This is a genomic window from Weissella viridescens, assembly GCF_001437355.1.
Classification (GTDB): domain Bacteria; phylum Bacillota; class Bacilli; order Lactobacillales; family Lactobacillaceae; genus Weissella; species Weissella viridescens.
The window spans coordinates 440923-453840 of the sequence record NZ_JQBM01000001.1; the positions used below are offsets into that span (position 1 = coordinate 440923).

Sequence of the window (12918 nt, forward strand, 5' to 3'; positions counted from 1 at the left end):
AATCTTTGGTGCAGTCTGGTTCAAAACAACAGTGTTACCCGTTGTTGATGTTGTTGCAGGAGCAACTTGTGTTGTTGCTGGTGTTGATACCTTAACATCATCAGCGTGTGCATCAGTTGTACCTTCAGTTGCAACAACTGCAGCAAGTGCAGCTGAGGCAAACAATAATTGCTTTTTAGTCATGATTTTCTCCTAAACCGAATAAATAAATCCATTGCATTAATACTTAAGGTAATTTTAACAAATTGATTGAATAAGTCAATCGTATATGTCAAATTTTACAAACAAAACACAGTCACTTATATAATATTAGTATCCATTAAATCATTAATTTGCATTCATATTCGCAATATAATCAGATTAGCATCGCTTTTGTTACAAAATGTCACAAAATATAGCTATTAAACTTTAATCTATTTTTCATTCATATTCAATGCTTTGCATAAGTCTGACAAGCTTAACTGTCCTGCCGCTGAGGCTTTAGTTAAACTAGCAAACGTTAATTGCGAGCCATATTGGTAACCAATTGTACGAGAGCGTTGACCAGCCGCGCCCATGCCCATAGTAATTAACGGTTTGTCAGTTCCCAATGAAATCGCTCGCGTTGCAGTTAATAAAGCGTCTGTTTCAGTGCTAGTCTGCACATCTTCCGCAAACTTAACTACATCCACTGGTAGCTTTACAAGCTCTGCCAAAATATTTTGAACATCAGCTTGAGCCGGGCCTAAACAATGTTTTGACCCAATCACGGTCACCTGATTTTGATACGCCAATGTGCGAAGGTCATGCATCACACCCAAATGCGCCACCTCAATATCAATCGCACTAGCACCGTTGGTGATCGCTAATTGGTTCAATTGGCGATACAGGTTTTGATCAAACGCCGTTAAACCACCTTCATCTTGTGTGCGATAGGTTACTAGAACCGGCTTATTAAATTGTCCTAAAAGTTGAGGCATTAATTTAATTAAGTCTGCAAAAAAATGCCAAGCATCGATACGCCATTCTATAACGTCGGCTTGGCATTGGTTAAATTGTGTAATTTGCGCCTGAAACATAGTGGCATCTTCCACTAGTAATGGCACCACAATCAAAGGTCGACGTGCTTTTGCCTGAGCAGAACCAATTTGTAACGATTTAGACATGGGTCAACTCCTGTTGAATTGCTGTGACAATCGCTTTTGGTGTGCGATTATCAACCGGCTGCACGAGGCTTGCCACCTCTTGATACTTGGCCAACCGTGCTTGATAAAGTTCCACCACATCACGGAAAGATTTCTCGGCTAGAATAGGCCGGGTAACATCCCCCATCAACCGTTCTGCCACAGTACCAAAGTGGGCATCTAAATAAATGACCGGAACTTGCGTTGCTTTTAACAGCTTTAAATTTTCTGGTTGCTCAACGATGCCACCTCCAGTCGCTAAAATGCCCTGCGGTTCAGCTAGCGCTTGTTCTAACACGGCGTGTTCTTGCAAACGAAACGCCATCTCGCCTGCTTGTGCAAAAATTGCACCAGGTGTTTGTTGTGTCTGTTGCTGGATGAGGACATCTGTATCATAAAATGGTATATCCAAAGTTTCTGCTAGTGCTTGACCCACCGTCGTTTTACCAGCACCCATGAATCCGATTAATATTGCTGTTAACATCACATGCCCTCTCAATCATAATTGTGCCAAGTCGTTGAAGAAAGTTGGATAAGAAATCGCAACTGACTCTGCCCCATCAAGCGTTAATGCGCCATCTGTCAACAATGCGGCAATTGCTAACATCATCCCAATCCGATGATCGCCGTGACTCCGAACGACTGTTGGTTCCGCAACGTGTAATGGTGTTGGCCCAGTAATACTGAAACCATCTGGCAAGGCCGTCACTTGCGCCCCAAGTCGATTCAATTCTGTCGTCACCGCATCAATGCGGTCCGTCTCTTTAACGCGCAACTCTTCTGCCCCTGTAATTGTGGTGACCCCTTCTGCTTGCGTTGCTGCTAGAACTAGCAAGGGGAGTTCATCAATCACCGCCGGAATATCGTTTTTCGTCACGTCGATACCTCGCAATGATTGCGTCTGCACTAATACATCTCCGATTGGTTCGCCACTTGTTTGGTGCATTTGGACTGGTATATCAGCCCCCATGCGCTTTAGTAACTGAATCAGACCTGTGCGGGTTGGATTTAGACCTATTTCTGATAATGCTAATTGACTGTCAGGAACCAACACCCCAGCAACTAGCCAGAAAGCTGCTGAAGAAAAGTCACCTGGGACCGTCACATCAGCTGGAGATAGGCTTTGCGCCGCTGGCACAAGCAATGTGCTGTCCTGTCGTTTTAAAGTCACCCCAAAAGTGGTTAACATGCGTTCAGTGTGGTCTCTGGTCGCAATCGGTTCGGTAATCCGCGTCATTTGATCGGCTTGTAGGCCTGCCAAAATTAACGCACTTTTTACTTGAGCCGATGCGACCGGCAAGGTGTATGTAATGCCGTGTAGTGTCTGATTTGGTGCTAACTGAATCGGTAAGCCTGTGGCAGGTGTCACAGGACGTAAGCCCATTTTTTCGAGTGGTTTTAAAACCCGTCCCATAGGCCGTTTTTGCAGACTCACATCGCCAATCATATCAATGTGAAATGGCTGTTTTGCAAGAACGCCTAAACTCAATCTTAGCGTGGTACCAGAATTACCAAAGTCAAGTGGTTGGTCAGGGGCTCTTAAATGCGCAACGCCTGGACTCACAATGACCGTGTCTTCACCGCTTGTTTCAATCGTCACGCCTAGTTGTCGGTACACTTGCATTGTCGATTGCACATCGTCAGCCATCAACAAATGGCGAACCTTTGATGTCCCTCTAGCCATGCTTCCCAACATAATCGCACGATGTGAAATACTCTTATCACCAGGAACTTGGATCATTCCTTTTAAATGGCTACGCTTACTTGGTAATTGTTGTTGTGTCATTCTAAAATTCTTTCAATTCGGTACGATACTGGTCTACCTGCGCTTTAAAACGCACCAATTGATCAGCATCAAATTTATCTAGCATTGCTTGTGCTAACGTAATTGCCACCATTGCTTCAGCAATAACAGCTGCTGTAGGTACTGCCGTTGTGTCAGACCGTTCAATTGAAGCACGATCCGTTTCGTGTGTGGCAATGTTAACACTTTCCATTGGCCGATAAAGCGTTGGAATTGGTTTAACAACCCCTTTCACGACAATTGGCTCCCCAGTCGTCATCCCCCCTTCAAAACCACCTAAATGATTTGAAGTTCGGAAAAAGCCTCGATCAGCTTGCCAGCCAATTTCATCCATCACCTCACTACCAAATGCCTCAGCATTCGCAAAACCACCACCAAATTCAACCCCTTTGAAAGCATTGATGCTGACAATGGCTTGCGCAATGCGACTGTCTAGTTTGGTGTTAGCTGCTACATACGACCCCAATCCAGCTGGTACGCCAGTTGCAATCACTTCGACCGTACCACCCACAGTATTGCGATCACGTTTCGTTTGATCAATCAACTCGCGCATAGCTTGATCAGTTTCAGCATCCAGTGTACGTGTTTCAAATTGTTCGCTTTGTGCTCGCAAAGCAGTTAGGTCCGCGAAATCAGTGAGTTGTTCAAGCGGTGTCCGCACCGGGCCAATATTAACAACAAAGCCATGTACATCAATCCCAACTTCCGCTAATAATGTCTTTGCAACAGCACCCACGGCGACACGCATGACCGTTTCACGTGCGGAGGAACGTTCCAACACATTACGTAAATCATTCGCATGCCCATACTTCATACCACCCACTAAATCGGCATGACCAGGACGTGGTCGCAATACTTTACGTGTACTGTTTTCCGGTGTCTCTGCAATATTAGGGTCCATAATATCTGCCCAATTATTGTGATCTCGATTATGCACGTTTAGCGTAATTGGTGAACCTAATGTTTGTTGATGCCGCACCCCACCTAAAATAGCCACAGTATCGTGCTCAATTTGCTGGCGAGCACCACGTCCATATCCCTTTTGGCGTCGTTGCAACTGTTGATTAATCATGTCCGCTGTCAAAGTTAGTCCAGCTGGGATGCCTTCAATTATTGCCATTTCTTCTGGACCATGGCTTTCACCAGCCGTCATATAGCGCATGTATTAATATCCTTTCACAAATGCTTCTAATTTTCGAACATCTTTTTTCACGATAATCGGTTCACCCACTTGGGCTAACCCAATGAAATTAATCCGATCATCTGTTCTTTTTTTATCACGTTTCACTAAATCAAAGAATTCGTCTTGTCCAATGTATTCGGAAAAAACGGGTAGGCCAACGGCCAAAAGGCGGCTAGTAATTTGATCACTCACCCCAGCCTTGGTATACCCATCACGTTCCAAACGATCGGTAATTGCAACCATTCCAATTGAAATCGCTTCCCCATGTCGCAAATCACCATGCGCCATCAACTCAATCGCATGACCAAATGTATGCCCAAAATTAAGGATTTGACGCTGATTGTGATCAAATTCATCTTGGACGACAATATCACGCTTATAGTTTAGTGACGCTTCAATCACCGGTACTAATTTACTCTTCAAATCAGCCACCGATTGAATTGAACCAGTTAATTCAGCAAAGTCGCCCCCCGCTAATAAACTCATCTTAACAGATTCAGCGTAGCCTTCAACAAGATCACGATCAGATAAGGTCGTTAAAAATGCAGGGTCAACTAAGACAAAGTCAGGTTGATAGAACGTCCCCATTACATTCTTCACTTCACCTAAATTAACAGCCGTCTTGCCACCAATACTAGCGTCAACTTGCGCTGTCATTGAGGTTGGTACTTGAATGAGCCCTATTCCCCGCATATAAAGTGAAGCAACCATACCAGCTAGGTCCGTAATAACACCACCACCCAGCGCAATAACGCCATCTGAGCGAGTGAAATGGTCATGACTCATTTGCTTCACAATAGTCTGGACGAGTTCAATACTCTTTGATGCTTCACCTGGTGCCACAACGGCAGTACTAACTGTAAAACCAGCATCGCGTAATTTTTTGACAACGGCTTTCAAATAGATATCCGCCACGTTCATATCGGAAATAACAATCACTTTACGTGGTGACCAAAGCTGACTCACCTTTGTCCCAATCGCATTACTTCCACCATTTTCTAAATCAATTTGATAAGGGTGCTCTTTTACATTCACATCAATCATCTGCATGTGTCTCCTTTACTATCGTTTTAATGGCCTTGGCTTTTTGCATGATGTCTTTTAATTCGTTTGGCGTTAAAGCTTGAGCACCATCTACGAGCGCCTTTCCCGGCTGATCATGAATTTCAATCATTAATCCTTGCGCTCCTGCTGCGACACCTGCCAAAGCTAGCGGCTGAACGAGGCTTCGTTTACCAGCAGCGTGTGATGGATCAACTAATACAGGTAAATGTGTGAGTTGTTGCAGAACCGGTACCGCCGCAACATCAAACGTATTACGCGTATATTTATTATCAAAAGTTCGAATCCCACGTTCAATCAGGAAAACATTAGGATTGCCAGCGGCTAAAATATACTCAGCTGCGTTGAGTAAGTCATCAATGGTTGCTGACATCCCACGCTTTAAACCTACTGGCTTTACCTGCTGTCCCAATTGCTTCAATAAGCTGAAGTTTTGCATGTTACGCGCGCCAACTTGAAAAATATCTGTATAGTGATCAATTAAATCAAAATCACGCGTATCCATAATTTCAGTCATCATATCTAAGCCAAATTGATCTGCTGCCTGACGGTGTTCTTTCAGACCACTTTCACCATATCCTTGAAAACTATATGGATTTGTTCGAGGCTTAAATGACCCCCCACGTAAAATGGTTGCTCCAGTTGCTTTGACCGCTTGAGCCATGGCATCAATATGTGTTTGGCTTTCGACTGAATCAGGGCCAGCAATTAGCGTGAAATTTTCTCCACCAATTTGACTATGCGCTGTTTGAATTACCGTATCCTCTGGATGCCATTGACGCGAAGCACGTAAGGCCGTTGGCGCATCTGTCATCACTTGTGCTGTTTTGGGTAAAGTGAGTGTTTGTAATACCGCTGAACTCGTTAAACCAAGTTGCGTTTGGTGGTCATAAATAATGTATTCATTTGGAGATTGCGTCTTAAGTTGTGTATAGAGCGCTTCCGCGCTATCGTTATCAGGCATTTTTATGATTATCATTTTGCGCTACTCCCATTTCTTTCATCAGTGTTAACAAATCCGGCTGATATCCGGTCCAACTTTTCTGGCTTAGGCAGCCTTGTCCAACCAACATGGCTAATCCATTGAAATTTTCGCGATGACACTCCTGTGCCAAGCGCATTAACGGTGTCACCATATGATTATATTTTAAATCGATAATATTAACTTGAGTTTGCGTTGCTCGCATTTGTTTCTCCGACAAAATTGTTTGATCATCGTGCATACCAACCGTTGTTGCATCAACAATAACACTCATTTGATTTAATAGCGCATCAATTTGCGTTAAATCGTCGAGTGGTTGTTCTAATAATGTTTGCGTAACTTTAGCATACTCATCAAAATGATCACTAGGTCGATTTGCCACCGTTAACGTAACATCACTGGGTTTAGCAGCCATAATCGCTCTTGCAGCACCACCACAACCAATTAATAAAACATGCTGTCCGGTCAACACCCCAATTTGATATTGGAGGGCTAACCAAAAACCCTTTCCATCGGTGGTATCGCCGATTAAACGCCCGTGCTTATCCCGGTAAACAGTATTCACCGCCTGGGTCTTTTGCGCTAATGGCGTTACTTCGTCTAGTTTTGCCATAATGGCTTGTTTATATGGCGTTGTGACATTCGCACCATTTAAATCAGCTAATATGGGCTGAATCGCAACGTCAAAATCAGTCGGATTAATATCATATAAGGCATAGTTAGCCGCCACATGCGCCTTTGCAAATGCTAAATTTTGCAATCTTGGTGATAAAGAATGCGCAATTTGCGACCCAATTAAACCGTATTGTTGCATGACGCTCTATGCCTACTCTCTTCTTTAGTGTAAGTACTATTATAACAAATTCACCGACAATAATAAAAAAGCATTCAACGGTTTACCGCTGAATGCTTTTTTAAAAGAACGTCCCAATCCCAAAATGAATCGCAATAGTGATTAACCCCAACACGATATTGCGAATAATTGCTCGCCCAGGTAAACCGTGTCCTAAACGTGCACTTAACCAACCCGTCAATCCAACTGCAACAACAGTTGCCAAAATAGTCATCGGATATTTTAGAGGTAACGGACTCAACCACATCGCCACAAGTGGAAAAACGCCACCTGCGGCTGCACTAAATAGTGACGAAAACGCCGCTTCTACAGGGCTAACGTAGTGTCCCAACTTAATATTGTATTTACATTGGAGAATAGTTTCTAATGGTGCTTTCTGCATTAAATCGGTAGCGATGGCGGCCGCAGTCTGCTTCGTGACACCACGATTAACAAAAAATTGGCTAATATCGTTGGCGACTGCGTCAGGATTTTGCGCCAAACGGTCTTTTTCGCGAGCCACAACCACTTTTTCTGAATCAGACTGCGCACTCACTGATGCGTATTCACCTGAAGCCATAGATAGCGCACAGGCAAACAAGTCAGCCACCGCCGCAACCATAATTGTAAATTGATTAGTCGTCGCAGCACCCACAGAAAAAATGACACCAACCACGGTTAAAATACCATCATTTGACCCCAAAACACCTGCGCGAACTGCATTCAATTTCTCTTCCATTGTCATCTGCGTATTCTTTTTCATTGTTGTTCACCCCTATCGTCCCATCAAACGACCAATTAAAAACGTTACTAGCATTGTAAACATCCCCGCAACAACATTGCGTAACGTCCCTTTCCAACGGTCCACGCCAGAAAACTGTGCCGCTGTATATCCCGTGATTGCCAGTGCCATCACAACAGCGATCGCCGTGCCCTGAATACGCCATTTAGGAAGTAGCAACCAGATTGAAAGCATTGGTAAAACAGACCCCAATGGAAATGAAAGCATTGATGCCACAGCCGCTCCCATTGCCGAAACTTCATGGTGCAACGTAAAGCCGTGTCGTTCACGAACGGTGGTCCCCAACGCATCTTGATCCATCATTTCTTGTGTTGCTTGGTTTGCTAACGCTGGTTCAATACCTAATTTTTCATACCTATCAGCGACAAAATCAAATTCCTGCTGATACCGCGTTGCTAGGGCGTGTGCTTGTTCTTGTTCAGCTCGAATTTGTGCATCATTTTGTGAATGTACCGAGACATACTCACCCATCGCCATTGACACAGTTCCAGCTAGAGCTCCGCCAAAACCAGCAATTAAAATGGCAAAAGTATTTGCAGTTGCCCCCGCAACCCCAATCACAATCCCGGAAATCGATAAAATGCCGTCGTTTGCCCCCATTACAGCAGCCCGCATGATATTGTTACGTTGTGCTAAATCTAGTTTTCCCATCACAATTCCCTCCCGTCTAACTTAGAATCATTATAATTTAGAATGATTCTAAAGTCAAATGCGTACAAAAAAAGAACCAGCAAAACTGATTCTTTTTAACTACATTAAATTATTTTTTGCGGCAATTTTAAGGACCGGAATACCAATCAACGGCACAATAATCGCGCCAGCAATAATTTCAAAAATACCATTCGTTCCAGCAATTGTGGTTATCAACCAATTAGCCAATCCCGTGTGTGGAATCCCTGTAAATGAGGTGTTCATCACTTTAAAACTAATCCAAGTAATTGTAAGCACCAACGCTGTATTGACGAAAGAAGACATGGCACCTAACCCCACCAAATACCAACGTTGTTGGTGCCATTTTTTATTTTTAACATAGTGCCAATACAGAAATCCGATAATTAATCCAACTGTCATCCGTGGAATAAAAGCCGTGAATGGATTTCGAAACATTAATGCTCCGATACTTGGGACAGAAGTCCAAGCGTGCCAGCAAGAATAAGCGGCCCATACCGCACCCAATAGTGCACCCGTTTTCGGCCCTAATACCATAGCCCCAATCGCAACAGTAAAGGTAATAATGGTGACTGAAGCTCCTAGAAAGAACGCACCAATAGGTAGCGTTCCCAACCAAGGAACTAAAGATTGCACCAAAATAATCGCGATGAATAATGCCGTCAGTACTAACCGGCGACTTTTTTGTGAATGTGCATTCATAGTCGTCTAACGCTCCATTGTTTCATTTCTTCTAGTTGTTAAGTAAGCTTGCATACGCTCAATTGCAGTATGCAAGGTTTCATCAGAAGCCGCATACGAAATGCGGATATAGTCTTTAGTAGCTGATGAGAAGGATTCACCTGGAATAACTGCGACCTTACCATTGAAAGCAAGATTCTTGGCAAATGCATAGCCATCATCCCCCATATCCAAAGGAATCTTGGCAAAGATATAAAATGCGCCAGTTGGCTTATCAAGGATGAATCCCATCTTCTCCAATTCTGGAACTAACCAATCACGGCGACGCTTATAGATGGCTTTCATTTCATTTGGCGCATCCTTGGCATCAGTCAAGGCAGTGGCAGCCCCATCCTGAATAACCTTTGGCAAGGCAAAAGTAAGGGTCTCGTGTACTTTCTGCGCTTCTTCAATCAACGTCTTTTCACCAAAAATAAAGCCAATTCGGTATCCTGTCATGGCATGTGATTTAGACAAACCATTTAGTACAATTGTTTGTTCCGGAATTAAGGTTGCCAATGAAATATGTGCTTGATCATAAGTTAATTCTGAATAAATTTCGTCGGAAATCACCCACAACTTATGCTTTTTAAAGACAGCCGCCAATGCCTCCAATTCTTCGAGGGAATAGGTGACCCCCGTTGGATTGTTCGGGTAATTTAACAAAATTGCCTTAACTGGCACGTCAGCATTAGCAATAGCTGTCTCCACACTCTCAGGTGTCACCTTGAAATCATCTGGACGTGTGTTAATTGAGACCAATTTACCATGCGCCAAATCTAGTGCAGGATAATAAGCTGAATATACTGGCTCTGGCATAATTAAACCATCCCCTGGATTTAGCAACGTCATGAAGACGGCATTAATCCCTTCAGAAACCCCTTGCGTAACAATGACATTATCGATATCAGTATAAGGTAAGTCGTATTTTTCTTTGAAATAGTCAAGCGCAGCTTGCCGTAGTTCTGGTTCACCCTGTGAAATCGCATAGTGTGAGTTATTTTCATTAATAGATTGGATCATGCGATCCTTAATCCGTTGATCGACATTAAATCCTGGCTCTCCAAAAGTCAGGCGAATTAAATCTGGAATCCCGCTAACTAATTTCTGAAAATCAGTTAACTTATCTTCTGTCATATTCATGACCGTATCACTTAATGGTTGTACAAATTCTGCATTACTCATTTCAAGCCCCTTAATGTTAAAATTTCATGTGATTATTATTTCACGTCCGGTGCTGCCCTCGGTCTGTTTCCATGATTATTACTCGAATTTAAAGCATTTTTAAATTGCGCATATTTTCACATGCTATTGTCTAAAAAAACCCAGCACAGCTGGGCTTCTCGATTATGCTTGTAATTTTTTAGCCATGTAAGCTTGAATGCGACGCATTGACTCTTCTAAGTCTTCTGTTGAAGCAGCGTATGATAAACGAATGTTACCTTCACCACCCTCACCAAAGATTAAACCAGGTGCAACGCCAACCAAAGCCTCCTTCGCCAAATCTCGAACAAAGGCCATATCATCCATACCAATTGCTTCAGGAATCTTGGCAAAAATGTAGAACGCTCCACTTGGGCGAGCAACTGTAAAGCCAGCTGCCTCGAGCCCACTTTGAACGATGTCCCGACGTGCTTGGTAAGCATCACGCATTTCTTCAGCATCCTGCAAACCATTGTTCAAGGCCTCATCTGCCGCCGCCATCATTGGTCCTGGTGCAGTAGTTACCAAGAATTGGTGCATCTTAGTAACGTGTTGCATCAAGGCCTGTGGTCCAGCCACGTACCCAACACGATAACCTGTCATCGCGTGTGACTTTGAAAGGCCACTGACCAAAATTGTTTGTTCAGGTAGGAGCTTTGACATTGTTGTGTGCGGTCCATCAAAGCAAAGCTCTGCATAAATTTCATCCGAAATCACAACCATATCACGTTGACCCAAAAGTTCTGCCAAGGCAGAAACTTCTGCTTCATCGTAAGTTACACCAGTTGGATTAGAAGGATAGTTGATTAAGATTCCCTTAGCATCCGGGTTAGCCTCTAAAACAGGCGCCAACTTTTCAGGGGTTAAGCGATAGTCTGGAGCTGTACTCAAACCAACAATTTCAAGTCCCAAAATTTTAGCAATCGCATCATACATTGGGAATGATGGTGTTGGAATAATAATTTTTTCACCAGGATTGAACAATCCACTCATTGTGGCAAACAAAGCTTCAGAAGCGCCAACCGTTACGGCAATTTCATTGTTTGGATCATAGCGTGGTGCTTGAAAGCGATTGACCAAGTAATTGCTAATTGCTTCACGTAATTCAAGATGACCAGCAGGTTGTGCATAGTGTGAATCATCATTATCGATATCACGCTTAGCTGCTTGTTTGATATGTTCAGGAACGGCAAAATCAGGTTCCCCTAAAGTTAACTTAATCAACCCAGCAATTTCTGAAAATTCTGCATCAATCACACGAATGGGTGAAGGCAGTACATTTGCAAGTTGTTGGTTATGTTGATTGGCTAAACTTGGTTTTACTTCTGGCATGTTTTAACTCCTTTTGACTCACAGGTCATATGGCATATCTCACCGGATATTGGACAACAACACATAGGAAAATCCCTATCTATTTTTTTCTGATTAACTAATAGTATACACATTTTCAGGTAATTTGGCGCAATTTTTATTAAAATCAATTACACTTTATACCATTTTATTAAAATAAGGTTTTGGCATAGTCACGAATTGCTGGTTCATAGCCAGCTCCTCGGACGGATGGGTCTCCATCCAGTAAGTCATGGATCTTACCACCATGATTGGCGTAATTCAATGATTCTGTGTTTGCAATCTGCTGAAGCTCATCAATCGTATACGATCCCCGCTGCATATTAAAACGGACTGATCCGTCATCTTGCAAAACTTGATGCGCTTCAAGTGCATTCCACATTGAAACGAGTTGATCATGCTTATCTAAAATAAATTCCGCATGATAATCATGGGTAACAATTTTCAAATTTGAAGCATCCTCAACCCCACGGTTATGGTAACGTGCATCTGGATAACGAACTTGTCGATGCAAGAACTTTTGCGACGACAGCTTCAATCCTACACGCGTTACATTTTGTGTCCGAACGAAATCAATCATTGGCTTACCTAAATAATAACGTAATTGGTGATCAACAATATCGTTGAGCATCGTCATTGATGGTTGGCCAAAGAAACGCTTAGTCCGTGTTTGGTATTTAGCATACATTAGACGTGACACCCGATTAGTAAATTCAATGTAAGTCCGTAACTGCTGCATCTCACCAATATACAAATAGTATAAAGTTGGCGTGGCACCGTGTTCTGACCAAAAACCAAGTCGTTTCATTTGGACAAAATTTTCTGCACTTGGTTCGAGTCCCATCACTTTTTCAAGCATCGCGATACGCGCTTGGGCATTTTCTTGACTTGGTCGGAAATCAGCCATTAGCATTTCAGTGAATAATTCAGAACCAACGCGATGCGCATCAAACCAAAGTCGCATTTGCGTGGCATTTTGATCGAATGAGTGCGTTGCAAGGAGGCGCTCAACATGTGCTTGGTACTGCTTTATCGCCGCAGCTGACCAACCATCTCGTGCTAACTGATTGACTTGTTCTTCCAGTGTCAAAAGCGGAAACCGTTGGTCTGCTTGGCGAAAAGTTGATCCAGTTTTCATTAATCCTAAC

Annotated in this window: 14 protein-coding genes; all 14 read right to left on the reverse strand. The window is 43.1% G+C overall.

Going from position 1 to position 12918, the window contains the following annotated elements; all coding sequences use genetic code 11:
• The coding region (locus IV50_RS07890; RefSeq protein ID WP_162259496.1) for a hypothetical protein at nucleotides 1–183 on the reverse strand (183 nt) is incomplete at its 3' end.
• 230 nt (nucleotides 184–413) lie between these two features.
• Nucleotides 414–1145: a type I 3-dehydroquinate dehydratase gene (locus IV50_RS02130; protein ID WP_057744371.1), complete on the reverse strand. Its 732-nt coding sequence runs from the start codon at nucleotides 1143–1145 to the stop codon at nucleotides 414–416.
• A complete protein-coding gene (locus IV50_RS02135) occupies nucleotides 1138–1647 on the reverse strand; it encodes a shikimate kinase (RefSeq protein ID WP_057744374.1) in 510 nt (169 codons plus the stop codon). Before IV50_RS02135 ends, IV50_RS02130 begins: the two co-directional genes overlap by 8 nt.
• Nucleotides 1648–1662: 15 nt before the next feature.
• Nucleotides 1663–2949, reverse strand: a complete 1287-nt coding sequence (gene aroA / locus IV50_RS02140) for a 3-phosphoshikimate 1-carboxyvinyltransferase (RefSeq protein ID WP_057744377.1) — start codon at nucleotides 2947–2949, stop codon at nucleotides 1663–1665.
• 1 nt (nucleotide 2950) lies between these two features.
• Entirely contained in the window at nucleotides 2951–4129 is a 1179-nt protein-coding gene (aroC, locus tag IV50_RS02145; RefSeq protein WP_057744380.1) for a chorismate synthase, read from the reverse strand.
• A gap of 3 nt (nucleotides 4130–4132) precedes the next feature.
• Complete coding sequence (aroB, locus tag IV50_RS02150) at nucleotides 4133–5194, reverse strand: 3-dehydroquinate synthase (RefSeq protein ID WP_236697688.1); 1062 nt, start codon at nucleotides 5192–5194, stop codon at nucleotides 4133–4135.
• Nucleotides 5187–6188, reverse strand: coding sequence for a 3-deoxy-7-phosphoheptulonate synthase (gene aroF / locus IV50_RS02155; RefSeq protein ID WP_371851806.1), 1002 nt, complete (start codon nucleotides 6186–6188; stop codon nucleotides 5187–5189). The genes aroB and aroF overlap by 8 nt, the downstream gene beginning before the upstream one ends.
• Nucleotides 6169–7008, reverse strand: coding sequence for a shikimate dehydrogenase family protein (locus IV50_RS02160; protein ID WP_057744389.1), 840 nt, complete (start codon nucleotides 7006–7008; stop codon nucleotides 6169–6171). The genes aroF and IV50_RS02160 overlap by 20 nt, the downstream gene beginning before the upstream one ends.
• A gap of 100 nt (nucleotides 7009–7108) precedes the next feature.
• On the reverse strand, nucleotides 7109–7789 hold the full coding sequence (locus tag IV50_RS02165) for a VIT1/CCC1 transporter family protein (protein ID WP_057744392.1): 681 nt from the start codon (nucleotides 7787–7789) through the stop codon (nucleotides 7109–7111).
• A gap of 12 nt (nucleotides 7790–7801) precedes the next feature.
• Entirely contained in the window at nucleotides 7802–8479 is a 678-nt protein-coding gene (locus IV50_RS02170) for a VIT1/CCC1 transporter family protein (RefSeq protein ID WP_057744395.1), read from the reverse strand.
• 99 nt (nucleotides 8480–8578) lie between these two features.
• Nucleotides 8579–9199, reverse strand: a complete 621-nt coding sequence (locus IV50_RS02175) for an ECF transporter S component (protein ID WP_057744398.1) — start codon at nucleotides 9197–9199, stop codon at nucleotides 8579–8581.
• A gap of 6 nt (nucleotides 9200–9205) precedes the next feature.
• Nucleotides 9206–10402 carry an aminotransferase class I/II-fold pyridoxal phosphate-dependent enzyme gene (locus tag IV50_RS02180; RefSeq protein ID WP_057744401.1) on the reverse strand — a complete coding sequence of 399 codons (1197 nt, stop codon included), beginning with the start codon at nucleotides 10400–10402 and terminating at the stop codon, nucleotides 9206–9208.
• A 162-nt stretch (nucleotides 10403–10564) separates the two neighbouring features.
• Complete coding sequence (locus tag IV50_RS02185) at nucleotides 10565–11752, reverse strand: aminotransferase class I/II-fold pyridoxal phosphate-dependent enzyme (RefSeq protein WP_057744403.1); 1188 nt, start codon at nucleotides 11750–11752, stop codon at nucleotides 10565–10567.
• Nucleotides 11753–11921: 169 nt separating this feature from the next.
• Nucleotides 11922–12908: a DUF3114 domain-containing protein gene (locus IV50_RS02190; protein ID WP_057744406.1), complete on the reverse strand. Its 987-nt coding sequence runs from the start codon at nucleotides 12906–12908 to the stop codon at nucleotides 11922–11924.
• Nucleotides 12909–12918: the final 10 nt, after the last annotated feature.